The organism is Enhygromyxa salina (assembly GCF_002994635.1).
GTDB classification, from domain to species: Bacteria; Myxococcota_A; Polyangia; order Nannocystales; family Nannocystaceae; genus Plesiocystis; species Plesiocystis salina_B.
Genome location: NZ_PVNL01000138.1, coordinates 201,938 through 228,456 on the forward strand (window position 1 = coordinate 201,938; position 26,519 = coordinate 228,456).

Below are 26,519 nucleotides of genomic sequence, written 5' to 3' on the forward strand. Positions count from 1 at the left end.
GGACCCCAAGCTCAGTACGACTTTACCTCGACCAGGTAGCCACCATGGCCGCCTTCGCCGGCCATGACGAAGCCCGTCTCGCGATCGAAGGTGAGCGGTTGCCAGTCGAGCGTCACCAACCGCTGCGCGTGCGTAGGGTCCACGACTTCATAAATGGTTCGGTTCGCGCCCACGACGACTGGCGCCGCGCTGAATCCGCTGCTGCATGCCACCAAGTCCACACTCCCGACCTGAGCCGTGGTCCAGACGGACGTGTCCTCCGCGGGCAAGCCTCTGATCACGACCGTCCCATTGCTCCCGACCGCTTCCCAGCGCAGACCCCCGCAGAATCGAGTCAGGTTTTCGTCAGTGTCGAGCTCGACGCGGCCCCAAATCATCGTGGTGACGTCAGCACAGAACAGCGCGCCCGCGTCGCCCAGCACGCAAACGTCGTCATCCTCGAGCCGGATGTCACGCAGGTGTCCCCAGCCGCCCGGCGGTGGCTGCGTCGCCGTCCAGACCAGTGGCCCCTCTTCGGGGATGCCTTGGCCCACGCCGAGGGTGTCCTCGCCGACCACGATGAGCGTCAGCTGATCCTTCATCTCGAAGTAGCCCGCCACGCCGAGCAGGTCAGCTTCAATGTTGGTCGGCTCCTGCGTGAACTCCTGGAAGCCACCGCTGTTGTACCCGTAGCGCGCTAGCGCGACGTACCCACCATCACCCACGACGGCGAGGACGGCCGGGAACCCGGCCTCGTCCACATACGCGATACCGTGCAGCGGGACCCCCAGATCCCACGAGGTGCCGCTCTCCTCGATCACTGAGGTCGATCCGACCGCGTAGAGCGGTCCCGCGTACACGGCAGCCTCAATGTCGATCTCCGTGCGGAGGTCGAACTCCTCGACCCGAACGTCTGGCTCTGGCGATGAGCCACACGCGGTGGCGAGCGCCACCATCAGGAGCGACGCCGCGCAGCGGGCCGCCTCCATCGTGCGGCCGGCGATCGAGTGAGAGCTCGGCCGCGGGATTGTTGGGCGGGACAGATACCCATCACATGCTGGTCGGGTGCGTCCGAGGCCATGCCTATTCATGGCTCAGCGACCTCGAATTGCCAAGCCCTCACCCGAACTCGACATCGTGAGCGCAACAACGCGATCCGCGCTTTACGTGGCCGCCCCGGCAGCGTAGATCCATGGCGTGCCATATCGCGACGACGACGTGAAAGACCTGCCCGTGTCACCCACCTCGGAGCTCGCCGCCACCCACGAGGTGCCGTGCCAGGGGCGGGTGTGGTCCTCTGCTCCGAGAGCGACACCCAGCCTGTCCTGTCCACCGGGGTCTGAGCGGCACGAACGGAGTCACGAATGAACGAGCGCAGGGTCAGCGTCGGGGTCGTCGGGGGTGGCATCGCCGGGTGCGGGGCCGCGTGGGCGCTGGATCGGGCGGGGTTCGAGGTCGAGCTGTTCGAAGCCAGCGCGGAGCTGGGCGGCAACGCAAAGACGATCGACTGGCAGACCGACGAGGGCCAGCGCGTGACCGTGGGGCTGTCCGTGCTCGCGTGGCCGCCCAAGCTGTTTCGCAACTATTGCTGCTTGTTGGCGACGCTCGGAATCGAGACCCAGGACGTCGAGCTGCGCATGTTCATCCGCCGCGGGGCCGAGGTGTATACGCCCGGCCTCGACCCCTACGCAGGCCTCGCCGGTCGCCACGCCGACGACCTGCGACGCTGGCGGGCGATGATCCGATTGGTGCGTCGGGTCAATCGGGTGTTCAACGGGCGCGGGTCGGACGAGTCGATCTATCACTTCGCGCCGCTGAATCCCATGAACGTGATTCGGCTGTGGGCGCTGGCGCGAGGGTTTGGGATCTCGCGCGCGTTCTGGGACGACATCGTGGTCGCGTGGCTGTCGGCGTTCTTCTTGACGACCAAGCTCGATCGCCTGCCCGCGGTGATGCTCCCCACGATCACGGACATCATGCCGCTCGAGGCGCCCGCGTCGCTGCAGACCTGGCGTCAGAGCTCGCGCGAGGTGTTCGAGGGCTTGACGGCGCCATTCGCCGATCGGGTCCACACCGGGCGCGCGATCACGCGGATCGAGTCGCTCGGGCCGGACGGAGGCGTCGAGCTCGGCGACGCGAGCGGCGCTCGGCGGCGCTTTGACAAGGTCGTGCTGGCCTGCTCCGCGCCAGCGATCGACCATGCCTTGATCGGGCGGCGGCGGCTCCACGATCTGCTGATTCGCGGGGTCCGCTATTGTGACGAGTCCGACCCAACATTCAACGAAGGCGTGGTCCACGGCGATCCCACGGTGATCCGCGCGGAAGATCGCAACCCGGCCCTGGCCGAGTTCTGCAATGTCATCGACGTCTCGAGAACGCCAGACGGCGCACCCCGATACGAGAACCACTTTGTGTTGTCGTCATGGGTGCCCGCGGCCCGCGACACGCGAACCCCCATGCTGGTCTCGTACAATTCGTCGACGGACCCAGACCCGGACCATGTTCGGCGGATCATCGACAACCGCGGGGCCCACCCCGAGCTGTGCACGGGCAACCTGGTGCGGGCCCTGCTGTATCGGTTCGTGCAGGGCAAGGGCGGCATGTACTTCTGTGGAAGCTACGCGACCCCTGGCAACGGCCATGATCTGTCGCTGCTGTCGGGCCTGGTCGTCGCCGCGCAGATCGGCGCGCCGTATCCGTTTGCGAGCAACGCCCAGGCCCGCGCGGACTTCGAGCGACTGCGCCGGATCATGCTGGGGCGCTGAGCTGACCTCAGCCTGCGCCATTCACCGCCGCGACGAGCTCTCGCCCGAGCGCGATCGCCAGGCGCTTGCCCGTGAGTCACTCGTAAAAGCCATCCGCCCAGGTGCGATAGCGGCGCAGCCCGTCTTCATCGGGGAACCATCCCGGCGCGGCCAGCTGCCGCTTGCGCGTCCACATGCCCATGTGCTCGTCGGTCGCGGCCATGAGTTCGTCGTAGCCGGCCCGGTCGAACACGGGCTCGAGCAGCGGCAAGGGCAGCATCCGAAACAACCTCGGCAACCGGGCACGATCGAGCCTTTGCATGCTGTAGACCACGTTCAGATCGACTTCATTGGCCGCACGAGGGACAGCGAGCATGAACTGATTGACGACGATCCCCATGCTCGCCACCGTCGAGCGGATGTGTTGGTAGCCGAGCCCGACCGTGCGTACCTCGACGTGGGTCTCGACATAGCCGTCATGGACGCCGAGTAGACGCAACATTCGCTTGCCGGTTGGTGTCGCGGGATGACGCATGACCAGCGCGGCGTGAGTGCTGCTCGCGTCAATCGTCAGGGGCTCGACCGGCTCGACCCCCTGCTCGGCGTGCAAGGTCGTGTTGTGGCCGATGTCGACGGCGTGGACCTCGAGCGGCTCCTCCATCGCCAGGTCGAGGCGCTCGGTTCGGATCCGGTAGGGCAAGAACGCCTGATCGTCGAGCTCGGGCAGCGCAAAGCTAGGCGGACTCTGGTCCGGCGCATACCAAGAGAACACCATACCGGCGACCTCGCAGACCGGATGAACTCGCAGCATGAGGCTGCCACCGCGCGCGCGCGCCTCGACACATGCGCCGTGGGGCTCAAAGCGCAAACCATGCAGCGGACAGCGAATGTAGTCGCCTTCAATCGTCGCGCCCTGCCCCAGGTGGGTGCCGACATGCGGGCAGTGGGCGTCGGCCACGACGAGCTCGCCGCTGCCGGTCCGGTAGACCACGCGAGGCGAGTCCGCGATGTCGACACTATGAACCGTACCGGGGCCGATCGATTCGGCCAGGCCAACAAAGACCCAAGCGCGGGGTGCGGTGCGGCGCGTGTTCACAGGCCGCAAGGTAGCACTGCCACCAGCTGCGCCGGGGCGCGCTGACTCACGCGTCGAGGGTCGGCGCCACGATGCTGGCCAGCGCAGCGCGCCCACGTATCGGGTAGCGGCGCAGCCCGTATTCGGTGTAGGCGATCATGCCTATCCGTCGAGGTCCGGCCGATCGGCCGGTACCGCGACCACCCCCGCACACTTCGATTTTGTAATTTGGGTCAGTAGCGAGCGCCGTGGAAATCGCCTAATTGGAGCGTGATCCCACCAGTGATCGGATCCCAACCCCAATGCGACACATTCAATCGTTCATCTCCATGTCTATCGTGCTTTGCTTCGGCGCGGGGCTCGGCGCCTGCGATAGCTCGCCAGGACCCGACGAGTCGCTCGAGGCGGCCCACGAAGAACTGAACCCGAGCGTGCTCCAGCCCGGCACCGTGGTCATCGACGGCGGCACCATCGTCGTTGTCGAGGGCGCGCTCGAAGTCCGTGCCGATGGCGCGAGCCAGGCGCTCGTGCTGACGCCCGACGGCGACGGCATGATCGCCAGCTGGGACGGCCAGCAGGTCAACCCCGACGCCGAGCTGCCCGCCGAGCTCTCCGAGGCTATCGACCTCGCCGAGCGAGCGTTGGCCGACCACACGGTGCTCGAGCAATTGCGTATCGACCAACCCGACCTCAGCAAGGGCAAGGGCTTGATCGGCTTCGTCAAGGGGTGTCAGGTCAGCGGCTGCAGTGGCGAAGTCTGCGCGAGCATGCCGGTCAACACCACCTGCCAATGGCGTCCCGAGTACGCGTGCTTACAGTACACCACCTGCGGCAACAACGGTCCGGGCTGGAGCTGCGGCTGGGCGATGACGCCCGAGTACGAGCAGTGCCTCGCAGACGCCGGCAACCCCGAAGCCAACATGGTTGAAGGCCAGATTGCAGCGCCCGCGGACGGGTCAGTCGAGACCGGTGCGCGCTGCGGCTGTGTCAGCGACGACGACTGCGTCAAGACCACCCCCGGTTGCTGTCCGTGCAACGCGGGCGGCCAGGAGATCGCGGTCGCCAAGCAGTGCAACACGCCGGGCCCAAAATGTGGTCCCAACGTCCAGTGTCTGCAGGTCTATCTGTGCACCGACTCCGAGGCCGTCTGTGAGGCCGGCGAGTGCGTGCTGTCCAACGGCAGCCTGTTCTAGGGCGCTGAGTGCCATATAGGCGGGTCACGGGCGAGCGCCGCCCGTGACCCGCGTGTCGGTGTCGCCGACGCCCCAGCGCTGACCTCAGCCTGCGCTGATCACCGCGGAGTGCCGCCCACTGCCGCGGCGAACCTCGACCTTGGCCTGGCTGCGATTGGACTCGAGCGAGGCGATGATCGCCGCGACTGAGCTGATCCCCTTGCCGTTGACGCGCTCGATCACATCGCCGGCCCGCAGCCCGAGCCGATGCCCGACCCCTCCTTCGAGCACCCGCTCGACGACCACGCCCTCGGGCGTCTCGCGGACCTCGACCCCCAGCCGCGCCGGGGTGCCGTTGTACAGATCCCCGCCCGCACCCGAGCTCGGCGGCGTCGGCTTCGGACCCGGAGCCGAGTTTGGCGGCACCACCCCCGCAGGCGTCCGGACCAGCGAGTTCGGACCCGGTCGGGCCCCCAGCTCGACGTTGATCTGGTGCTGCTTGCCGCTGCGGAGCACCGCGAGCGTGACCTTGTCGTGGGGCCCGTACTCGCCGATCCGGGTGCGCAGGGCGTCGAAGTCGTCGATCGCCTTGCCGTCGATCTCCAGCACGCGATCCCCCGCCAGCAGCCCAGCGGCCGCGGCCGGCGTGCCCGCGTGGATCTCCCCGAGCACGGCGCCCTTCGTGGGCATCGCCCCAAACTCGGGCGGCTCGTCACGACCGCCGACCCCCAGCCAACCCCGCGTGACCTTGCCGTCTTTGATCAGCTTGGGGATCACGATCTTCGCCTGGTCGCTCGGGATCGCAAACCCGAGCCCATCGTGGCCGCCCACGGCCGTGTTGATCCCAACCACCTCGCCCGCGAGGTTGAACAGCGGCCCGCCGCTGTTGCCCGGGTTGATCGCCGCGTCGGTCTGCAAGAAGTCGGCGTAACCATCTTCATAGAGACCGAGGCTGCCGCGGCCCTTGGCCGAGACGATCCCGCGCGTGACCGTCTGCTCGAGCCCCATCGGGCTGCCCAGCGCGATCACCCAGTCGCCCACGAGCAGGCCCTCGCTCGAGCCAAAGCTGACGATCGGGAGCTGCTTGGCGTTGGTCAGCCGGATCACCGCGACGTCGGTCTGCGGGTCACTGCCGACCACGGTCGCCTCGAACCGCCGACCGTCCTGCAGGTGGACCTCGAACTTGTCGTTGCCAGCGACGACGTGATGGTTGGTGACGACCAAGCCGTCATCCGAGATGACGAAGCCGCTGCCGATCCCCGACGAGCCCCGGCTGAACAGCCCCGACTTGCTCTTGCGGGTCTGGATGCTGACCACCGAGGGTTGAACCCGGGTGATCAGCGGCGCGAGGCTGTCGTTGGGATCGTAGCGAAGTGGCGCAAGTCCCGGCTGCGCGGCGGCCGACCCTGCAGAAGGAGAAGCCGCCAGACCCTGTGGTGGGGTGTTGGCGGCTTCTTCAGGCTGGGTGTGCGTGGGCGGGCTGGCCTGGGCCTCGCCGGAGCAACCGGCGCCGACGATCAACGACGGGGCGCCGAGTGTGCAAAATGCCAGGAAGAACAGGCCCTGAGCGCTCAGGGAGCGTCGCGGTCGCCTCATGGGCGTGCCCTGGCTTCGCTGGTCCGAAGGGTTGGTGCGCCGATGTCCGCTCATTGGCCGCGCCCAACCCGTCGAGCTGACGATGATTCCCGCTCACTGCAAGATGTCTGCAGTCGCGGGATCGAGCAGGACCCCGGCCGCGAGCAGTCGCCGCGTGTCGCGGGGATCGCTGGACTTTCGCCAGCGCTCGTAGAGCGAGAGCAGATCCGTGTCATCCGGCGCCAGCATCTTGCCGAGCAGCTCGACGATCTCGCGGAAGCGATCCGCGAGGCGCTCGAACACCTGCAGCCGGGCCGAGCGAACGTGAACCTCGCGGTACGCGGCCTCCCCGATCCCCGACACATAGGCGACGTTGACGGGCGTCCGATCGAGCGAGCGCGGGACCACCCCCGCGATGTACAGCGCCCGATCGCCGACCGCGCGCAGCGCCTGCGCCCCACGCTCACGGGCGCTCATGAACTGGGTCGCCAGGGCCTCGCTGGTGCGACCCGCGACGTTGGTCCGGCGGGCGTGGGCGGCGAGCATGTGGACCAGATAGGCCTCTATGTCTACGCCAAGCCGGTCTGGCTGGCCCTCGCGGGCCTGCTCGAGTTGCGTGAAAAAGAACGACTCCAGCGTGCCTTCGATGCTGAGATCAATTTCTCGTTTCATGACCTGCCCCTTTTGTGTGCTCTAGAACGCAATGTTCACGGCCTGTACTAATTCTCACGCTAGCAGTGATGCCGAGCGCCACAAGCCGGGCCCGGGGTTTCGTGAGATGGCTCGCCCATGGGTGGGCCAAAGATTTCCGATCGCGGCCTTGATCGGCCCGCTTGGCGCTTTACCCTCCCGCCGCTAGCAGTCGGAAGTGCCGACTGCTAACGCGATCGGCCGCTGGACCTTCCTGCGTCTTCCCCGAGCTCTCAACAGCCGGGCGCGACGCAAAGCGGCCACCACAACTCCCGCCCGCGATCCGCCGTGCACACAGGGTCCGGGCTCAGCAACCAAACGACATTGGAGACTGCACAAATGAACGTTCGTCCCCTCAACGACCGTGTGCTCGTCAAGCGCCTCGAAGAAGAGGTCAAGACCGCCGGCGGCATCTACATCCCTGACTCGGCCAAAGAGAAGCCCACCCGCGGCAAGGTCATCGCCGTCGGCAGTGGCCGCTACGACGACGACGGCAAGCGCAAGCCCCTCGACGTCAAGGCCGGCGACGAGATCCTGTTCGGCAAGTACGCCGGCACCGAAATCAAGATCGAAGGCGATGAGCTGATCATCATGCGCGAGGACGACATCCTCGCCGTGATCGAGAGCTAGCCCATCGTTTCCACCCCTTTTCCAACCGTATAGAGATTCAAGGAGACACATCATGGCAGCCAAAGAAGTACGCTTCGATGCCAGTGCCCGCGGGGCGATCCTGCGCGGCGTCAACACCCTCGCCAACGCCGTCAAGGTCACGCTCGGACCGCGTGGACGCAACGTCGTGATCGAGAAGTCCTGGGGCTCCCCCACGATCACCAAGGACGGCGTCACCGTCGCCAAGGAGATCGAGCTCGAGGACAAGTTCGAGAACATGGGCGCGCAGATGGTCAAGGAAGTCGCTTCCAAGACCTCCGACGTCGCCGGCGACGGCACCACGACCGCGACCGTGCTCGCCCAGGCCATCTACCGCGAAGGCCTCAAGATGGTCACCGCGGGTCACGACCCGATGGAGCTCAAGCGCGGCATCGAGCTGGCCGTCGAGTCCGTCGTCGCCCACATCCACTCGCTCTCGGTCGAGACCAAGGGTGAGGAAGAGGTCGCGCAGGTCGGGACCATCTCGGCCAACGGCGACGAAGAGGTCGGCAAGCTGATCGCCGAGGCGATGAGCAAGGTTGGCCAAGAGGGTGTGATCACCGTCGAGGAGAACAAGGCCAACACCACCGAGCTCGACGTGGTCGAGGGCATGCAGTTCGACCGCGGCTACCTCAGCCCCTACTTCGTGACCGATCAAGAGCGCATGGAAGTGTCCTTCGAGGACGCTTACATCCTCCTGCACGAGAAGAAGATCTCGAGCATGAAGGACCTCCTGCCCGTGCTCGAGCAGGTCGCCAAGCAGCGCAAGCCGCTGTTGATCATCGCAGAGGATGTCGACGGGGAGGCCTTGGCCACGCTCGTCGTCAACCGTCTGCGTGGCACCCTCGAGGTCGCGGCCGTCAAGGCCCCCGGCTTCGGCGATCGCCGCAAGGAGATGCTCAAGGACCTCGCGTTCCTGACCGGCGGCAAGGCCCTCACCGAGGATCTCGGCGAGAAGCTCGAGAGCCTGCAGCTGAGCGATCTCGGCCACGCTGGTCGGATTGCGATCGACAAGGACACCACCACGATCGTCGACGGTGGTGGCAAGAAGGAAGACATCCAGGCCCGCGTCAAGCAGATCCGCGCGCAGATCGAGGACACCTCCTCGGACTACGACCGTGAGAAGCTGCAAGAGCGCCTCGCCAAGCTCGTTGGCGGCGTCGCCGTCATCAAGGTCGGCGCAGCGACCGAGGTCGAGATGAAGGAGAAGAAGGCCCGCGTCGAGGATGCACTGCACGCGACCCGTGCGGCCGTCGAAGAGGGCATCGTCCCCGGCGGCGGCGTGGCCCTGCTGCGCTCGAGCGTCGTGCTCGACTCGCTCAAGGCGGCGACCGAGGAGCAGCAAGTGGGCATCGCGATCGTGCGTCGCGCGGTCGAGGAGCCCATGCGGCAGATCGTCAGCAACGCTGGCGGCGAGCCGAGCGTGGTCGTGAACAAGGTGCTCAGCGGCGAGGGCGGCTTCGGCTTCAACGCTCGCACCCAGACCTACGGCGACCTGGTCAAGCAAGGCGTCATCGACCCCACCAAGGTCGTGCGCACCGCCATCCAGAACGCGGCGTCGGTCGCCGGCATGATGCTGACCACCGAGGCGATGATCGCCGAGATCCCCAAGAAGGAAGCAGCCCCCGAGATGGGCGGCGGCGGCGGCGGCATGGGCGGCATGGGCGGCATGGGCATGTGAGCCCGGCTCACTAGCCTCACCCTCCAAACCCAGAAGGGCCTGCGATCGAGATCGCAGGCCCTTTGTTTTTGGTTGATCAGCTGAAACAGAAAAACCCGCGCCAGCCGAGCGCGGGTTGATCGAAAGGTCAGCGTGCGATCAGGCCGCGCTGAGCAACATCGCCGGTGGCGCGGCCAAGGCGCTGACGGGCGAGAACATCATGCGCTGCCAGCTCACCGACTGGTCGTAGCGAAAGTCGAACCCGACGCCCATCGCGTTGAGCTTCTTGAAGAAGCGCAGAACGACCACCAACGTGGTCGAGGAGATGTGCTCGAGCTCCGAGAAGTCGAAGCGGAGGTAGCGCCCCATGCTCAACAGTCGCTCGAACACGGGGTTCAGAGCCGCCGCGGGCTGCCGATCATTCGCGCTCCCGGTCCACTTGACGAGGACGGCGCCGGTCAGGTCAATCTGGAGGTCGAGGTCGGCTTGGCTGCTCATGGCCACACGTTAACTGGAATTTTGCCCGATGTCTCCAACCGAAGTTGTACAAATACTGGATTTTAGAGAAGGAATTCTAGAATGACTGGAAAATTGTGGCCAGCACGTGAGGATTGAGCGATTACGAACATCTTTTGTCCGATTTTGGTAACTTAAATTACGAAAATATTTTTGTACTTTTAGTCACGCGATATACACGCAGCGACAAAACCCGCAAGACACGCGTTCTGACGGTTCGCGCCACTCATATGGCGCGAATACGACCCTGCGACTAGCCAGGACTGGCCACCCAGAGGGGCCGGGGCGCGCGGCTACACTCCCGGCGTGAACGGGGCGAAATCGGGGCCAAGTCCGCGGCGGGTCGCGGTCCGCATCCTGCGGGACATCGAGCAGCGCCAGGGCTTCAGCAACCGGATCCTGTCCGAGCAGCTCGAGCGTCACCCCGAGCTCGACCGGCGTGATCGCGGCTTGATCACCCTGCTCGTGTACGGCGTGCTCCGTCACCGCGGCCGGCTCGACAAGCTGATCGACTCGTTCGCGGACAAGCCGAAGAAGGTCAAGGGCGAGCTGCGGATGATCCTGCGGGTCGCCGCGTTCGAGCTCGTCGAGCTCGAGCGACCGCTCGGGATCGCCAACGCCGAGGCCGGCAAGCTGGCGCGGCGCATCGATCCACACGGGCGCCTGTCTGGGATGATCACCGCGATCCTGCACATGATCGATCGGGACTGGCCGATCATGGACGTCGCGCTGAGCGACGGGTCCGTGCTCGACGCGCTCACGCACCGCTGGTCGGTCCCGCGCTGGCTGGCCGCGCGCTGGCTCGACGCCCTGGGACCCGAGCAGGCGCGGGCGCGGGCCCAGGCGTTGAGCGTGCCGCCGACCGTGGATCTGCGCGTCGATCTGCATCGCAGTGACGCGGGCACGCTGCGCGAGCTGCTGCTCGCCGAGCAGCCCAAGCTCGAGTTCATCGACGTGCCCGAGCCCGCTGGGGATCAGCCGCAGTGCCTGCGCGTGCGCGGCGGGGGCGATCTCTTCTATGGACCCGCGTTCGAGGCCGGGCTGTTCTCGATCCAGAGCCTCGGCAGTCAACAGGCCGTGCGGGCCCTCGATCCGCAGCCGGGCGAGCGGGTCCTCGATGCCTGCGCGGGGATGGGGACCAAGACCGTGCAGATCGCCGAGCACATGCGCCGCCGTGGAGAGATCGTCGCCGTCGACGCTTCCGGCGAGCGGCTCGAGGTGCTCGACGCCGGGCGCGAGCGGGCTGAGCTCGAGGGCGAGCTGAAGCTCGAGATCATCGAGGCCGAGCTGCCGGCCACCGCCGACGCGCTCGCGGCCGACAGCTTCGACGCGGTGTTGCTCGATGCGCCCTGCACTGGCCTGGGCAACCTCGGGCGCCACCCCGAGCTGCGCTGGACCGCCCTCGAGTCCAACATTGGTGACCGCGCCGAGCTGCAGGCCGAGCTGCTGCGTTGGTGCGCGGGCATGGTCCGACCGGGCGGGCGGCTGGTGTACGCGGTGTGCAGCCTCGAGCCTGAAGAGGGTGAGGCGATCGTCGCCGCGTTCTGCAGCTCCAGCGAAGGCCAGGCGTTCACGCGCGAGCTGACCCAGTCTTGGACACCCGAGCAGCATCACACCGACGGGTTCTGGTTGGCTCGACTGCGCCGGGGGTGATTGGGCATGATCCCGCCATGGCACGCGTCCGCACCCACGTCGAGTCGTTTGGACAGACCAAGATCTTGGCGATCAAGATCGTGCGCGAGCTCGGCGGGTTTGGTCTGCGCGAAGCTAAAGCGCTGGTCGAGGATGGGACCGAATTCGAGTTCGAGCTCGATGGCAGGACGGAGGCGCTGCTCGCCGACGCGGCGCGAAAGGGGGTCCAGATCGTGCTCGACGAGCACGCTGTCGTCGCTAGCCCGGCCGCGTCCGGAGGCTCGCTGGCTGTCCGTATCGCTGGGGTCAGCAACAAGATCGCGGCGATCAAGCTGGTCCGCCAGCTGACGCAGGTCGGGCTCGCGGAGGCGAAGGGGATCGTGGATCGCGGCGATGTGATCACCGATGGCCTCGACGCGAGCGCGGCGCAGGCCATCGTCGAGCAGTTCGCGGCGAGCGGTGCGAGGGCGGAGATCGTGGCTGGCGGCGCGGCCGTGCCTGCGCCCGTGGTTGCGCGTGCCGACGTGCCCGACCCCTACGCTGACGACGACTTCTGAGCGGCGAGGAGTCCGTGGTGCAGTGCATCGTGTCGCCGGGCATACGTCCTTCTGTCTCCGATGCTGACGAGCAGACACCTTCACGGGGTGCGCCGCGCCGCGCGAGCCAAATCGCGTTGATCAGTAGAACAACAAGTGCACCCCAGCATCGGACGCGTACACCACCCGCGAGCTGTGCGGGTGGGTGGCGCCCTCGAGCGCGATGAAGTGCAGCTCCGGCGCCGGAATCCCAACCAGCTGGGTCCACGCCTGCTGAAAGTTCGAGAACCGCTCAAACCGAGACCGCCCCTGCACGGTCGCCCGGCAGTTGGTCCCAAACGTGTCTTCGTGATCGTTCGCGGCTTGAATGTGCCAGACCTCGCGACTGGCGTACTGCATCCGCAGAGCCGCGCGCGCGGCCTTGGCCCAGATCGCGCTGCCAGGGTTGCGCTCGGCCTGCCGCGCGAGCTTGCGATCGACCGGCCGAAGGTACTGAGTGATCGCGTAGTCAGCCGCGCGCGTGGATCGATCCGCGGCGACACGGCCGAGCCCGCCGAGCCCGTAGCCCCAGTCGTCGTAGCCATCGCAGCCGCGCGGGGCGGTCCAGCGCCAGTCGTGGGTGTCGCCGCGACCCACCCCGGGCCGCACGCTGGCCTGTCCCGGCGGCAGCTTGCGGGTCATCATCGGGAACGCGTACAGGCCCGGATTCGCGGGGATGTAGCGCACGTGGATGCCCTCGTGCTCGAGGTGCTCGTGGACGCCGACACCGAGCAGCGCGTAGCGATGCACGGTCTGCCCGCCCGCCGAGTGGCCGACGACGACCACGGTCTCGAGGTTGGGAAACTTGACGAGCCCGGCCCGCAAGAACTCGTCGATCACATCGAACGAGGACACGGCGTCGGCCTTGACGATCCCGGCGTAGGTCTCGCGGGGGGCGGCCTGGGTGCCCGTGTTGTAGGTGCTGCCGCTCCAGGTCCACGCGCGCTTGTCCTCGTCGGTGTAGGGCTGCCAGTGGGTGGTCCGCTGAAACGTGGGCGCGACGATCGCGAAGGTGTCCGGGTCGAGGCTGGGGTCGAGCCGCTGGGCCCGCGCGAGCGCGTTGATGACCCCGCGCAGCTGGAACAGCCCAGGCGGCTCACGCAGGCGCTCGAGCTGCGCGGCGCTGGGACCCACGACCCCGTGAACGACGAAGATCATGCGCGTGACCTGGGAGTTCGGCGGACCGTCGAGCTCGCTGCCGGGGTCACAGTGGTAGGGCATGCGCCCGCGGTAGTGCTCGGCGTCCGCCCAGCGCCGAAACCCGAGCTCGGCCGCGACGCACTCGCCGGGCCGACAGCGCTCGAGCTCGCTGACCGGCCTGTAGCCGGGTGGCTTGGCGTTGCGGCCCGCGCAGCCGCCGAGACCGAGCATGAGCATCAGCGCGAAGCGGGCGAGCGCGCGGGTGATCCGGGGCACCCGGGTACTTTAGACCCCCACAGGCGGCTTCGCACTGCGCCGACTGCAGCCGCTTCGCGTCTGGTCGCTTCGCTCCTCGGGACCGTTTGTTCGCTAGCGCATGTGTGGCCCCCTGGCAGGGGGCTGGCTATGGCCCCCTGGGAGGAAAGCTTCTTCTGGGCGCTGTCGCACGGAAGCGTCTCTCCTGGGGGGCCGCAGGTGTCTGGGTTGCGGGCGCGGCTACACTGGCGCGATGTCGGATCCAGATCCGCGGGAGATCGACGACGATGGCTTTGCGGCCGTCGAGCGCAGCGCGTGGATCGACGGCGTGGCGACCGAGCTCGAGCTCGACATGCTCGCCCGCGAAGAGCCGCTGGAGATCCGGGTCAACCAAGTCGCGCTCGCCGTGGTCATGCGAACCCCGGGCGACGACGAGGAGCTGGTCCGGGGGTTCTTGCTGTCCGAGCGGATCATCGCGGGGATCGACGACATCGCGAGCATGCGCCACTGCGACAACGTGGAGACGCCCGAGGCCGAGGACAACGTGATGCTGGTCCGCCTCGATCCTGGCGTGGACGTGGACCTCGCGGCGCTGCGCCGCAACATGTACGCGAGCAGCTCGTGCGGCGTGTGTGGCAAGGCGAGCATCGAGGCCGCGATGGCGCTGCCCGATCAACCCCAGGTGTGCGACGCGCCCGGGTCGAGCCTGCGGGTGAGCGTCGAGACGCTGACGAGCTTGCCGGGCCGACTGCGGGCCCAGCAGCTGGTGTTCGAGCGGACCGGGGGCCTGCACGGCGCGGGCTTGTTCGACGCGGACGGCCAGGCGCTGGTCGTGCGCGAGGACGTGGGCCGACACAACGCGGTCGACAAGGTGTTCGGCTGGGCGGCGCGCGAGCGGGTCGAGCTGTCGCGCTGCGTGCTGATGGTCTCGGGCCGGGTGTCGTTCGAGATCGTCCAGAAGGCGCTGGCGCTGGGGATCCCGATCGTCGCCGCGGTCTCGGCCCCGACCTCGCTGGCCGTGGAGCTCGCGCGCGAGGCCGGCATCTCGCTCGTCGCGTTCGTGCGTGACCGCAGGCTGTGTGTGTACGCGGGCGGGCAGCGGATCGTGGCCGGGCCTACTTCGTGACCCAGCTGGGGTAGCGCTCGACCACCGCCATGCTGCCGCTGGGGAACTCGACCTCCTGCTGACGCTCGATCGGCAGGCCGTTGGCGCGCAGCCACAGGGTCGCGCGACCGACCTGCTGGTCCGCGACCTGGACCCCAAACTCGAGCGGCTGGGCCTCGCCCTCGCCAAACGGCTGCAGCTCGCCGAGCTGGGGCTCGACGTAGATCAGCCACTCGGCCAGCTCGCCGTCGCCGTGCTCTGGCAGCGAGCCCACGGTCAGCATCGCGAGGTTGTGGAGCAGACCCTGGCGCGTGAGCCCGAGGACGATCACCTCGACCAGCGCGGGCGGGCGCGGACCCGTCCAGACCTGGTGGCCGTCGACGAGGGTCACCAGGGTGTCGGCGTCCGCACGCAGCTCGAGGTTCTGCGCGGCGCCGTCGAACTCACCGGTCGCGCGCAGCGACAGCTCGTCGTCGCGCAGCCAGTGCAAGGTGCCGTTGAAACTCGAGGTCACCGCGCCGGTCGAGTGGATCTCGAACGCGATGTCGACCTGCCGCGCGTCGATCAGCCGGTGCTCGAGCGCGCTCATGGCCTGGTCGCCCTGGACAACCGAAGAGAGCTCCGAGTCCTCGTCGGTCGCGGGCTTGCGGGGCCGATCGTCGCCCCGTGACGCGCAGCCGAGCACCAACACGAGGGCCACCAGGAAACGGGGGGTGCGCGGCATGTCCCGATTTCCCAGCAGATTATCGGAGAGTCAACCTGCGCAGTCCGCCGCTCCACGACCGCAGCAAGCTCGTGTATGCTCCGCCCCTGATGAAACGCTTGCTGTGGATCCCTGCCCTCGGTCTGTCCCTCATGAGCCTGCCCGGCTGCAAGGGCGACGACGTCCCAGGTGACTCGAACACGACCGAGACTGGCGACGGCGACGGCGACGGCGATGGTGACGGTGACCCTGGCGACGGTGACGGTGACCCCGGCGACGGCGACGGCGACCTGGTCGAAGAACCGGCCCCCGAGGTCGCGTGGCCGACCATGGAGTGCGACTCGCTGGTGCCCGAGTACTGCCTGTTCCCTTACCCGAGCAACGTGTTCACCGCCGAAGACGCGACCACCGACACGACCCGGCGGCTCGCGCTCACTTCCGAGCGGCTGCCCAGCAAGAACAACAACGCGGTCCTGGCCGATCCCTTCAACGACGGCGACGGGTTCTCGCCGGGGCTCGCGATGCTGACCTACCTGCCGGGGGCCTCGACCACCGGGCTCCCGACCTGGCAGGACCTCGACGCCTCGCTCGACCCGGCCTCGCCGACGGTGCTGATCAACGCCGAGACCGGCGAGCGGGTCCCGCACTTCGCCGAGATCGACCAGTCGCTGCCCGGCGCGAGCAACAACGCGTTCATGATCCGACCGGTCACGCGGCTCGCGGACAACACCCGCTACATCGTGGCGATCCGCGACGTGGTCGACGACGCCGGGGTTGCGATCCCGCCCAGCGCCGGGTTCCTCGCCCTGCGCGACCTGCTGCCCAGCGAGGACAGCTCGGTCGAGGAGCGGCGCCCGCTGTACGCGGACATCTTCATGCGCCTGGGCGACGCCGGGGTCGAGCGCGGGAGCTTGCAGATCGCGTGGGACTTCACGACCGCCAGCTTGGACAACAACACCACGGATCTCATCCACATGCGCGACGATGCGCTGGCGATGTACCCGGCCGACACGGGCCCCACCTACTCGATCGTCAATTTCGATGATCAGTACCACACCGACAACATCGCGTATCGGGTCGAGGGCATGATCGAGGTGCCGCTGTACCTGGATGACGAAGACCCAGGTGGTCGCATCGTATACGGCGACGACGGCCTGCCGGAGATCCAGGGCACCGCGCAATTCCCCTTCTATGTGTTGATCCCCAACAGCGCGATCGACACCCCCGCGCCGCTGCTGCAGTACGGTCACGGCCTGCTCGGCAGCGCCGAAGAGCTGGGCGCCGGGCACATGCGCTCGTTCATCAACGAGTACAACTACATCTTGTTCTCGGTCGACTGGATCGGCATGGCCGACGAGGACGCGCTCAACATCGCCGGCATTCTCGACTCCGGCGAGATGCATAAATTCCAGGACGTCAGCGATCGTCTGCAGCAGGGGCTGGTCAACTTCGTCCTGGCCACGCGCATGATGAAGACCAGCTTCGCCGACGACGTGATGTTCGGGAGCTACGTGGATCCGAGCGCGGCCTACTACCTGGGCATCAGCCAGGGCGGGATCTTTGGCGGGACCTTCATGGCGATCAGCCAGGACGTGGAGCGGGGCTGCACTGGCGTCCCGGGCCAGCCGTACAATTTGTTGCTCAACCGCAGCGTCGACTTTGACTCGTACTTTGGGATCTTGCAGTCGGGGTTCAGCGACTCGCGCGATCTGCAGATCATCCTGGCGCTGATCCAGGGGCTGTGGGACCACGCCGAGCCGACCGGGTACAGCCACAAGATCATGAGCGACACGTTCCCGGACACGCCGGTCCACGATGTCTTGATCCGCGCGGCGATCGGCGATCATCAGGTGACGACGCTCGGGGCCCACGTGATGTCCCGGGCGGTCGGCGCGTCGCACCTCGACACCGGTATTCGTGACGTGTGGGGGCTCGACAAGGTCACCGGAGAGCACGCGGGGTCGGCCTACGTCGAGTACTCGTTCGGGCTGCCGGAGGATCCCCTCGGCAACGTGCCGCAAGAGGCCTGCGACGACCCCCACGGGAAGCTGCGGCAGCTGCCTGAGGCGCGCGAGCAGCTCGACACCTTCTTCCGCACGGGCGTGGTGGAGAACACCTGCACGGACGAGGTCTGCTCGTTCCCCGATCTCAGCGGCTGCTGAGCGCCGACGAGTTCCGGCCTGAGCTCCCCTGGCCGGAATTACCGGCGGCCTACCTCAATCGCGACGTCCACGTCCATCGACTCTACTGCGTGTCCGACTGACGCGAGGCCGGCGCTGGCGTCGGCTCGATCAAGGCGTCGGTGGTGAGCTTCACGTGCCCGGAGGCCAGGAGCGGAGCCAGGTCGACCTCTGCTTGCCGCCACTCCTGCTCGGTTCCCTGGCATGTCGTCCAGCCCGAAACGACACCGAACTTCCACTTTTCTTCATGATATTCAAAGCAGACGATATCCGCTGCTTCGAGTATCTCGGCAAGCTCCTGACTATCGACGCCCCGCTCTTGGACCCTGTAAAAGGACATCTCCCGCGAGATGATCATCGTCAGGTGCCCGGAGGCCAGATACGGCGCCAGGTCGGGGGCCGCTTGCCTCCACTCCCGCTCGGTTCCCCGACATGACCCGGACCCCTGCTCCGCGCCCTCACCCCAATTGGACCCCTCCAATGAACTACATTCAATGTCGTGGGCGTCGAGGATCTTCACGAGGCCGCGACTGTCGATCCCCTGCCCGTTGCCCGGCGTATGGAAGCCCAAGCGGCGGTAGATGACGGGATTCGAATCCGTGGGCGTGGACCTCGTGCACGACGCGAGGAGCACGAGCGAGAGGACCCCGTTCGCCGTGTTCGACAGCTTCGATGCCCGGTGTCGGAGGGACCGACGAACCGCCGCCATTCGAACGGTGCTCATGTCGGCGAGCGTACCACGCCATGCTCGCTCGCCAAAATACGAATCGGCGCAGGTTTGAACCTGCGACGCCGAGTCCACAGGACATACACGCCAACTTGCTCGACAGTCACCGCGGGTGGATCGGCGCGATGCGGGCGGGGGAGGCCGACGCCTTCGCTCACATAAACCTGGATGCGGAGCGTCGACTACTTGAGCCTGTAGACTTCGTGCTGATACTTGCAGTCGTTGGAGATGTTGGTCGAAAGATCCGGCGTGTGCCGGCCCTTGCCCGACCCTACGCGCGACACCTGGAATTGGTTTCGCTCGAATTGAAAGGTCGGCACTCGTTTGGCCCTCCAGTTGGCGCTCCATTCGAAATGCTCAAGGTAGCACGGGGGTGCACTGACCGGATCTTTCCTCCTGCGCGCGATCAACCAGTCTGCGCACTCCACCTTCAACTCCACCGCCAGAAGGTTGCCTAAAGGAAGTCCGAGCATGAAATTCCTTCGCTTAGTGGGCACGAGTCGAAAAGGAGTGTCCTGAACGCTGACGGCCTTCGCCGTGAGTCCTCCGCGGACGTGGGGACCGGAGAAGGGGGCCTTGAAATTCGCAAGCGAGTCTCGCATGGGCTTTTGAGGCGGCTTCCACTGCGTCTCCACTGCCCCATGCTGGTACTCCGAGCGGCGGACATCGTCGAGGACGACCTGGTGATAGCCGAACTCCCACTCGTCAGCGGCCGCCGTCCCCACATTCGTGACATTGACATCGGCATCGGCGATCATCTGGTTGGGTTGGAAGAGATCCTTGCCCGGCTCCATTTCGCCAATGTGCACCCCACCCGGCGGCGTTGTTTTCGTCACGACACTCGGGCGAACGACGCTCATGTCGTCACATGTCACGCTCTCTTCATTGTCGCAATCAATGGAAATGCTTCGCGGTCCTCCGATCTCCAAATCCATGACTTGGAGCGTTTTGTGGCCAACTATGCCGTCGACGCGCAATTCTTGGTGACCTCGCTCGTTGCGCTGAAAATCCTGGAACGCCTTGACGGCCTCCGCTGAGGCGGCATTATAGACACTCCCGTAAGGCAGTTTGATCTTCCTCGAAATTTCGTGACCGTTTTTGCACAGCCACCTCCGCAGAAATTGGTGCACGACTTTCACGGATGGCCCTTTCGACTCCTTCCCCGTCACGTTTTTCGATAGCACAAAGGGATTGGCCTGCATTAGACGAATTTTGCACATCCATGGATCGTCTCGCCAAATTCCTTCCGTATCCGGATACCCCGCTCCCAAACACTCGGCCCACCTCACTGGATCCCACTCGGACCGTTGAACGTTGGCGCTACCTCGGTCTTGGTCGGCATTGACGGGTCGACGTGGAGGGCCAGCGTGCTCGGAACCCGGGCCGCGATTCGTCGTGGGAGCGTCATTGAGCAGGTCTTCAACCGATTTCCCCCGGACAACGTCGGCGGCCACGGTATTCGCGTGACGCTCGTACTCGTCGTCTTTCGTCCCGATGCCACCGGCGAGTTGCACGCCCTGGCGCTGCTGCACTACGTGGGCGGCCTCATGGGCAGCCAATTCGAGGCTCGGCGAACCGTCAAACCCCACCCGATCGCCGATCGTATACGCGCGCGCGCCGATGGCCTTGCTCGCGGCAGCGGCTCGATCTCCCACGAAGGCTTGGAAGTGGCTGAGGTCGTGCTTGCCGAACGAAGACTGGATGCGGTAGAAGTGGGGTAACCGCGAACCGGTGCCAGAGACCCCGCTCGCAGCGGCGTCTTGCACTCGTCCACGCCGGGCTGTCGCGCTCGGGCTCGCGCCCGCACCCTGACGCTGAACCGGATCGTCGTCTTCGGCCGCGCAGTCGGTGCACTGTCGCTGCACGACCGGCAGATTGGAGCTTAGAGTTGGCTGAGCCTGCGTTGTGGACGCGCGGCGAAAGACGGTGGTTTCGGGCTCCGAGTCGGGGTGGCCTCCTGCGAACTCCGACATCGTCCGGGACAAAGTGGGGCGGACTCGATGTTGTGGTGTTTTGTTGGACGGAGGATGATACAGCGAAACGTCGCCGACGTGCTCGAGGGGCACGTCGAGTTGGAGGTCGAGTGCATCGACCGTATGTACCTCAACCTCTACGTCCCCATCCTGCAGAGCGAACGGGGGGTCGCGCACTTTTGGCGGAAGCACCGTGGCCACTCGTTCGCGTCGTCAGCTCTGATGGCGCCGATGACGGAGACGTTCATCAGGTCGATCGAGCGCTTTGCCGAGCGCGAGGTGATCGACCTGGTGAAGCTCCACAAGAAGCAGCGCAAGGAGGATGTCGCCAAGGCCTACCTGAAGAACTTCAAAGCCAAGGAGGGACCACCGGGCGTCGGGGCTGCGCCTCGGCGACCCGCGCGTGCCCGCGCTGCTTTCGGCGATTTTGTTTTTCCGACTCTTGCCCCGTGGCTTCACCAACAAACATCTGCGCGAACTCATGGCGCAACTGCTGGGCCTCGCTCCCGGCCATTTCACCCAGGGCAAGATGACCTACGACCTACGTCTCCTCCGGCTGCACGGGCTTATCGAACGGATCCCGAACTCGCACCGGTACGAAGTCACGGACTTCGGCTTCCGAGTGGCGCTCTTGATCACCCGCACCTACAACCGCGTGCTCCGTCCGGGACACGCCGCCGTCCACGACACTCAGCCACCGGCACCGATCCCCCTGCGGAAAGCCTTCAACAAGGTCGATGAAGTGGTGACCAAGCTGTGGAAAACGGGGAGGCTCGCCGCCTGAACCAAACTTGACTCAAACGCCCACGAAATTGGGTGTCAAGGGATCTAGCTCTCGCCGGGGCGGAGCTTTTTTGCTAGATTTTCTCGCGCGTTCGCGGACCGTGCGCCCAGGCGGCAGGAGTCGGCTTTGAAGTGCCAAGATGTCCGTGCGGCTCTCATGACTGACGCAGCGCCTTACCGGATCGGACGCCTGCTCGGGCGGGGAGCGGTCGCCAGCGTGCACGCGGTCACGGACGCCGACGGGGCCGTGTTCGCGGGTAAGTTCCTGCACGCGTCGCGCGACGGAGACGAGAGCGCGACGGCGCGGTTTGGGCAAGAGGCGCGGCTGCTCGAGGGGCTGTCGCACCCCAACTTGGTCCGGGTCGACGGCAGCGCGATCGGGATCGACGAGGCCGGCAATCAGCGCAGCTTCGTCCGCATGGAGCTCGTCGAAGGGTCTGGGCTCGACGTGCTGGTCGCCCGGGAGGCGCCGATGCCCGAGGGCCGGGTGGCCGAGCTCGGGCGGCAGCTGGCCGAGGGGCTGGCCTACGCGCACGGACACGGGATCGTGCACCGCGATCTCAAGCCCGCGAACGTGCTGGTCGCGGGAGCGGGCGCCGACTTGGTCCTGAAGATCGCGGACTTTGGGATGGCTCGGGCCAGCTCGTTGGCGGGAGTCGAGGCCGGCGCCCTGACCGTGCTCGGGACCCCCGACTACATGGCGCCAGAGTCGATCGAGCCGCTCGCCGTCGACGCCCGCGCCGATCTCTACGCGCTCGGCTGCATGCTGTTCGAGATGCTGACGGCCAGCGTGCCGTTCCCGGCGGCGACCCCGTTTGGGGTGCTCCGTCGCCACCGTGAAGATCCGGTCCCGCCGCTGCCCGAAGATCTGTCGCCCGAGCTGCGAGCGGTGGTTCAGAGCCTGCTCGCGAAATCGCCGGCCGATCGACCGCCCTCGGCCGGGATCGTGGCCCGGCGCCTGGCACAGCTCGCCGATGGCGAGTCGGCGCTCGCGCTGGTCGGCGAGACTGCGAGCGGGGTCGCGTCGATCGAGTCCTCGTGTGCCGGCTGCGGCCACGCGCTGGTCGCCCATGTCGCGGTGTGCCTCAACTGCGGGCTCGCCAGCGCGACCCTCGAGGCTGGCAACCATGGCGTGGTGATCACGGGGCCCGGCGAGGTCGGCGACAAGATGGACGACCAGCTGCGCCAACAGCTGCTCGGGTGGCTCAAACAAAACCCGCAGCTCGGGCTCGAGGGTGGCAAGTGGCTGCGCGAGCGGATCCCCCGGCTGCCGGTCGTTTTCGTCACGAAGGTGAGTGAGCGCAGCGCGAAGGCGATGGTGGCGTCGTTGACCGCGCTGGGGTTCGCCGCCGAGCCGATCGAGGGGTCGTCGATCCGCCACCCGCTGATCCGGTCCAAGGCGAGCAAGCTCGCGGGGCGGGTCGGGGTGATCGCGCTGACCTCGATGGGTGGCATGTTCAACAATGGCGTCGGCGTGATCGCGGTCTTGGCCGTTGGCGCGATCGGGGCGGTGGTCGGGACCACGGTGCACTCGGCGAGGTCGGTGACCCGCAGCACGGGCCGCAGTCCAGACACGCTCGGGCCCCAGCTGCGCGCGGCGTTCGATGACGTCGAGGCGCTGATCCCTGCGCTGGACCAACCCCGCCATCGCCACGCGCTGCGGGCCGTGATCCGCCAGGTGCTCGCGCTGCGCAACCGGATCGGGGCCGAACAAGATGACCAGCTGGCGCTCGCGCTGACCCGCGCGACCGCGACGACCGGCACGCTCGCGCGCATTGATCGGCAGCTGTCCGCCGTCGACCTCAACCTCGCCGACGACAACACCCGCGCGCTGCTGCATCAGCGCGATCTGTGGTCGGGGCGCATGCTCGAGCTGTCGGGGTCGCTCGAGGGCCTGCGGACCCGAGCGACGGCCACCAAGCTGCGCGCGGCCGAGGCCGACGATGATGATGATGACGCGCTCGGTGACCTGCGGGCCCGCGTCGAGGCGCTCGAGGAGGTCCAGGGCCTGTGACCGCGCTGCCGAATTCTGTCGATCTGGCGGCGGCGCTGGGACCCGAAGCCAGCGGCGCGGTCGTGCTCGCCGGGCCCACGCGGGTCGGCAACGAGCGGCGCTGGCAGCTGCGCCTGGCCGACGGTCGCGCGGCCGTGCTCGCGCAGCTCGTCGAAGAGCTGGCCAACGACGAGTGCGTGCGGCGTCGCTACCGACGCGACGTCGAGCGGCTGGCGGCCCTCGACCTGCAGGACGTCGCGCCGCTGATCACCTGGGGCCCCGCGCAGGACGACGGGCCCCCGTGGCGCCTGCGCCCGCACGCCCCCGGCCAGACCCTCGAAGCCTGGCTCGAGACCCGGGCGCCCGCGCCCGCCGACGAGGTCGCGGCGATCCTCGCGACGCTGTGCGATCGCCTGGCGCGGCTGCACGACCTGGGCATGGTGATCCGCGATCTCTCGCCAGCCAAGATCGCGCTGACGGACGAGGGCCCGGTGTTCGTCGACATTGGCCTGGCGCGCGTCGACATCCTCTCGACGCGGACGGCCGCCAGCCTGGTGCTCGAGGGCTCGCCCTACACCGCGCCGGAGCTGCTGATGCGCACCGCCGTCGATGGCCGCGCGGATCTGTATGGTGTCGGGGTCCTGGCGTTTCGGGCGCTGACCGGGCAGCTCCCGTTCCCGGACACCCACGCGCTGCTGCGACCGGTGGGTCCGTCTCCGCGTCCGCGCTCGATCCAGCCTGAGGTGCCCGAGCCGATCGACGCGCTCGTCGCCAGCTTGCTGGACGCCGATCCAACCGCGAGGCCGCGCGCGGCCGGCCTGGTCGCCGACGTGCTGCGTGGCCAGGCCCAGCTGGGCGCGCTGGTGCCAGGTCAGTCGAGCTGCCAGAGCTGCGGCGCCGCGATGCCGCTCGGACAGCGGCTGTGCACGGCGTGCGGCAAGCTGGCGGTCCAGTTTCGGCATGCCGGGCCCGAGACCGACCCGAACACGCGGGTGAAGCTGGTCCTGCGCAAGGTCAAGGAAGACGCCGAGCCAATGGCGGCGCTGCAGCAGCTGAGCGCGGAGCTGTGCGAGGGCCAGGCGCCGGCCTTGAACTTCGTCGTCGGCGACGCGCGCATGTACTCCAAGCAGGAGATCGAGCGGCGGATCCCCCTGCCCTGCACGCTCTTCAACGATCTCGATCCCGACACGGCCGCGCGGATCCAGCAGCGCTACGCCGCCAAGGGCATCGAGCTGAAGATCGTCGAGCTCGACGCCCAAGATCGCGGTGAGGGTGCGGGCGCGCTGACCCGTGGGCAGCGGCGTACCGGCGTGGTCTTGGGCGGCGTGGCCGTGCTCGCGGCCGGGGCCGCGCTGGTGGTCGGGGCGCCAGCCATCGTGGTGATCCCCAGCCTCTTGCTGGGCGGCGCGGCGCTTGGCGGCCTGCTCCTGCACGGGTTTCGCAAGGCCAACCGGAAGCGGCTCGAGCGGTGGGGTCGCTCGCTGATGTGCCTGCGCGCGGGTCCGACTGCGCTGCCCGCCTCGGATCCGCTGGTCGCGCGGCTGTCTGCGCTGATCCAGGACCAACCCGCGGCCGACCTGCGGCAGCTGCTGGGTGAGCTCGCGTTGATCGTCCAGCGTCTGGTCGATCACCGCGCGAGCAACCAGGGCGAGGCCGCACAGATCGACATGGCGACCGAGCCCGTCGGCGCGCTGGTCTCACAGATCGAGCGGCGCGTCGCGCTGATCAACGCGATCGATGCGGAGCTGGCCGAGCTCGACGAAGGTCTGCTGGTGCGTGGCCTCGCCGCGGCCAAGGCCCGGGAGGAGCCCGACGCTGCCCAGGTCAAGCTGCTCGACGGTCTCGATCGCCTGCGCGAGCTCGAGGTCCGCCGGGCCCAGAGCGTCACCGCGATCCTCGCGGCGGCCGACCTGATGCGCCGGGCCGTCGAGCTCGGGCTCGCGGTGCACGACGCCGAGCAAGAGCACGAACGGCACGTCCGCGCGGCCATGCTGGCGCTCGGGGCCGCGGCCGAGCCCGAGTCCTGAGCGAGCTCAGCCGAGCCGGATCTGGGCTTTGCCTGGTGGCTGGGTGAGCGGCAAGAACGTGGCCTTGGGTATGGATCCGAGCGGCTGTGGCCGCACGCCCCAGTTTGAGAGGGTGCGGGCGACGTGGACCAGGAACATGGCGCCCTCGAGCAGCGCGACGTGATAGCCCAGGCAAAAGTGCGGGCCGCCGCCGAACTGGCAGTTCTCCAGGGCGGTGGGCTTGCGGTCGTGGTCGAGCCATCGCTGCGGCTGCCAGTCGTCTGGATCGGGGTACCGCTGGGGGTCGCGGGACAGGTGCAGCAAGCTGGTCGCCACCACCATGTCGGGCTCGATGACGTAGCCCTCGAGCTCGAACCGCTCGTGCGCGAGGCGAGAGTCGATCACGACCGGCGGGTACAGGCGCAGGCTCTCGCGAAAAACCGCGAGGGCGAACGGCGCGACCTGGGCCATCTCGGTTGGATCCCGCGGGAGCTCGGCGAGCGCCTGGGCTTCGTCGACCAGCCGGGTCCACGCGCTCGCTGAGCTGGCCAGGTGAAACATCGACCACGCCATCGTCGAGGCGGTGGTCTCGTGGCCGGCGAGCCCGAGCACCAGCAGGTTGTCGATCAACTCTTGCTCCGACATGCCCGCGCCGTCGTCGTCTTTGCCGTGGGCCATGGCACCGACGAGGCTGTCTCGATCCCCTTGCGCCCGGGCCTGGGCGATGATCTCGAGCATCTTGACCTCGAGCCTTCGCCGGCCCCGTCGTGCCCGCCACGCTGGCGAGCCTGGAAACATGAGCTTGATGTTGATCGCGCCATACAAGAATTCGGTGTACCAGCGCGACCAATACGGCAGATCGTCGACGTCGACGCCCATGATCCGAAAGATCACCTCGAGCGCGATGACCTTGGCCTCTTGCACGATCGGCACGCGGTCGCGGCCACGCCAGGTCGCGATCCGCCCCTCGAGCGTCTGGGCGATGAGCTCCCCGACGCTGGCGCGGCTCAGACCCGCGGGCGTGAACGCGGAGCTGCTCGCGCCCCGCATGCGTCGATGCTGCGGCCCGTCGACGGTCAGCATCGAGCTGCCCAGAATCGGGAACTCGCGCAAGTGCGAGGAATTCGTGTCCTTGTTCTTGAGCAGCGTGAAGCCCTCGTCGGACATCACGATGAACGCGTTGTTGCCGAAGCCCAGATCAATCCAAAACACGGGTCCGAGCTGATTTTGGGCATCTCGGAGCAAGCCGACCGCGTCGCGCGAGAACCTGGGGATGTTGCCGAGGATCGGCCAGCGGCCGGGGAGTTTGGGTGCATCTCGAGCGGGCTTGGACATCGTCGACGCGCAGAAGGCTACACCCAAATCGGCGCTCGACCTTCCTGATCAAC

General features: G+C 67.3%; 21 protein-coding genes and 1 pseudogene. 11 read left to right on the plus strand and 11 right to left on the minus strand.

What is annotated here, in order from left to right; genetic code table 11:
* Positions 1–11: 11 nt before the first annotated feature.
* A complete protein-coding gene (locus ENSA7_RS37795; RefSeq protein WP_181234496.1) occupies positions 12–932 on the minus strand; it encodes a hypothetical protein in 921 nt (306 codons plus the stop codon).
* 411 nt (positions 933–1,343) lie between these two features.
* Here ENSA7_RS37795 and ENSA7_RS37800 point away from each other — a divergent pair, with 411 nt between their 5' ends.
* The gene (locus ENSA7_RS37800) at positions 1,344–2,744 is read left to right on the plus strand and encodes an FAD-dependent oxidoreductase (RefSeq protein WP_106094282.1); all 1,401 of its coding nucleotides are present in this window, start codon (positions 1,344–1,346) and stop codon (positions 2,742–2,744) included.
* A 76-nt stretch (positions 2,745–2,820) separates the two neighbouring features.
* On the opposite strand, the gene ENSA7_RS37805 is transcribed toward ENSA7_RS37800, so the two are convergent.
* Entirely contained in the window at positions 2,821–3,819 is a 999-nt protein-coding gene (locus ENSA7_RS37805) for a Rieske 2Fe-2S domain-containing protein (protein WP_181234497.1), read from the minus strand.
* Positions 3,820–4,127: 308 nt separating this feature from the next.
* Between ENSA7_RS37805 and ENSA7_RS37810 the strand changes: the two genes are divergently transcribed.
* The gene (locus tag ENSA7_RS37810) at positions 4,128–4,991 is read left to right on the plus strand and encodes a hypothetical protein (protein ID WP_146158606.1); all 864 of its coding nucleotides are present in this window, start codon (positions 4,128–4,130) and stop codon (positions 4,989–4,991) included.
* A gap of 84 nt (positions 4,992–5,075) precedes the next feature.
* Here ENSA7_RS37810 and ENSA7_RS37815 read toward each other — a convergent pair whose 3' ends face one another.
* Positions 5,076–6,566, minus strand: a complete 1,491-nt coding sequence (locus ENSA7_RS37815; protein ID WP_181234498.1) for a trypsin-like peptidase domain-containing protein — start codon at positions 6,564–6,566, stop codon at positions 5,076–5,078.
* Positions 6,567–6,659: 93 nt separating this feature from the next.
* The gene (locus tag ENSA7_RS37820; RefSeq protein ID WP_106094286.1) at positions 6,660–7,217 is read right to left on the minus strand and encodes a hypothetical protein; all 558 of its coding nucleotides are present in this window, start codon (positions 7,215–7,217) and stop codon (positions 6,660–6,662) included.
* Between the two features lie 357 nt (positions 7,218–7,574).
* On the opposite strand from ENSA7_RS37820, the gene groES reads away from it, so the two are divergent.
* Positions 7,575–7,865 carry a co-chaperone GroES gene (groES, locus tag ENSA7_RS37825; RefSeq protein WP_106094287.1) on the plus strand — a complete coding sequence of 97 codons (291 nt, stop codon included), beginning with the start codon at positions 7,575–7,577 and terminating at the stop codon, positions 7,863–7,865.
* Positions 7,866–7,917: 52 nt separating this feature from the next.
* Positions 7,918–9,564, plus strand: coding sequence for a chaperonin GroEL (gene groL, locus ENSA7_RS37830; protein WP_106094288.1), 1,647 nt, complete (start codon positions 7,918–7,920; stop codon positions 9,562–9,564).
* Positions 9,565–9,702: 138 nt separating this feature from the next.
* Here groL and ENSA7_RS37835 read toward each other — a convergent pair whose 3' ends face one another.
* Positions 9,703–10,041, minus strand: coding sequence for an STAS domain-containing protein (locus tag ENSA7_RS37835; protein WP_106094289.1), 339 nt, complete (start codon positions 10,039–10,041; stop codon positions 9,703–9,705).
* Between the two features lie 324 nt (positions 10,042–10,365).
* Here ENSA7_RS37835 and ENSA7_RS37840 point away from each other — a divergent pair, with 324 nt between their 5' ends.
* Together ENSA7_RS37840 and ENSA7_RS37845 are read left to right on the plus strand one after the other, a co-directional pair.
* On the plus strand, positions 10,366–11,712 hold the full coding sequence (locus ENSA7_RS37840; RefSeq protein ID WP_106094290.1) for a transcription antitermination factor NusB: 1,347 nt from the start codon (positions 10,366–10,368) through the stop codon (positions 11,710–11,712).
* 17 nt (positions 11,713–11,729) lie between these two features.
* Positions 11,730–12,248 carry a ribosomal protein L7/L12 gene (locus tag ENSA7_RS37845; protein WP_106094291.1) on the plus strand — a complete coding sequence of 173 codons (519 nt, stop codon included), beginning with the start codon at positions 11,730–11,732 and terminating at the stop codon, positions 12,246–12,248.
* Positions 12,249–12,368: 120 nt separating this feature from the next.
* Here ENSA7_RS37845 and ENSA7_RS37850 read toward each other — a convergent pair whose 3' ends face one another.
* Positions 12,369–13,682, minus strand: a complete 1,314-nt coding sequence (locus ENSA7_RS37850; protein WP_106094292.1) for a hypothetical protein — start codon at positions 13,680–13,682, stop codon at positions 12,369–12,371.
* Positions 13,683–13,914: 232 nt separating this feature from the next.
* Between ENSA7_RS37850 and fdhD the strand changes: the two genes are divergently transcribed.
* Positions 13,915–14,787, plus strand: a complete 873-nt coding sequence (fdhD, locus tag ENSA7_RS37855; RefSeq protein ID WP_106094293.1) for a formate dehydrogenase accessory sulfurtransferase FdhD — start codon at positions 13,915–13,917, stop codon at positions 14,785–14,787.
* Here the strand turns inward: fdhD and ENSA7_RS37860 are convergent.
* A complete protein-coding gene (locus tag ENSA7_RS37860) occupies positions 14,777–15,490 on the minus strand; it encodes a hypothetical protein (RefSeq protein ID WP_146158607.1) in 714 nt (237 codons plus the stop codon). The genes fdhD and ENSA7_RS37860 overlap by 11 nt on opposite strands.
* A gap of 89 nt (positions 15,491–15,579) precedes the next feature.
* Between ENSA7_RS37860 and ENSA7_RS37870 the strand changes: the two genes are divergently transcribed.
* The gene (locus ENSA7_RS37870) at positions 15,580–17,631 is read left to right on the plus strand and encodes a hypothetical protein (RefSeq protein WP_181234499.1); all 2,052 of its coding nucleotides are present in this window, start codon (positions 15,580–15,582) and stop codon (positions 17,629–17,631) included.
* A gap of 82 nt (positions 17,632–17,713) precedes the next feature.
* Here the strand turns inward: ENSA7_RS37870 and ENSA7_RS37875 are convergent, their stop codons facing one another.
* The 3 genes and pseudogenes from ENSA7_RS37875 to ENSA7_RS45615 all read right to left on the minus strand — a co-directional run.
* Positions 17,714–18,373, minus strand: coding sequence for a hypothetical protein (locus ENSA7_RS37875; protein WP_146158608.1), 660 nt, complete (start codon positions 18,371–18,373; stop codon positions 17,714–17,716).
* Positions 18,374–18,558: 185 nt separating this feature from the next.
* Positions 18,559–19,578, minus strand: coding sequence for a peptidoglycan-binding domain-containing protein (locus tag ENSA7_RS45610; protein WP_244924049.1), 1,020 nt, complete (start codon positions 19,576–19,578; stop codon positions 18,559–18,561).
* Between the two features lie 372 nt (positions 19,579–19,950).
* Positions 19,951–20,349: pseudogene (locus ENSA7_RS45615) on the minus strand (eCIS core domain-containing protein); the annotation flags it as partial.
* A 403-nt stretch (positions 20,350–20,752) separates the two neighbouring features.
* On the opposite strand from ENSA7_RS45615, the gene ENSA7_RS37890 reads away from it, so the two are divergent.
* From ENSA7_RS37890 to ENSA7_RS37900, 3 genes are all read left to right on the plus strand, one after another.
* On the plus strand, positions 20,753–21,133 hold the full coding sequence (locus ENSA7_RS37890; RefSeq protein WP_106094300.1) for a hypothetical protein: 381 nt from the start codon (positions 20,753–20,755) through the stop codon (positions 21,131–21,133).
* 156 nt (positions 21,134–21,289) lie between these two features.
* Positions 21,290–23,146 (plus strand): serine/threonine-protein kinase, encoded by a 1,857-nt coding sequence (locus ENSA7_RS37895; protein ID WP_106094301.1) that lies wholly within the window; start codon positions 21,290–21,292, stop codon positions 23,144–23,146.
* Positions 23,143–25,152: a serine/threonine-protein kinase gene (locus ENSA7_RS37900; protein WP_106094302.1), complete on the plus strand. Its 2,010-nt coding sequence runs from the start codon at positions 23,143–23,145 to the stop codon at positions 25,150–25,152. Before ENSA7_RS37895 ends, ENSA7_RS37900 begins: the two co-directional genes overlap by 4 nt.
* 6 nt (positions 25,153–25,158) lie before the next feature.
* On the opposite strand, the gene ENSA7_RS37905 is transcribed toward ENSA7_RS37900, so the two are convergent.
* Positions 25,159–26,466, minus strand: a complete 1,308-nt coding sequence (locus ENSA7_RS37905) for a cytochrome P450 (RefSeq protein ID WP_106094303.1) — start codon at positions 26,464–26,466, stop codon at positions 25,159–25,161.
* Between the last annotated feature and the right edge of the window lie 53 nt (positions 26,467–26,519).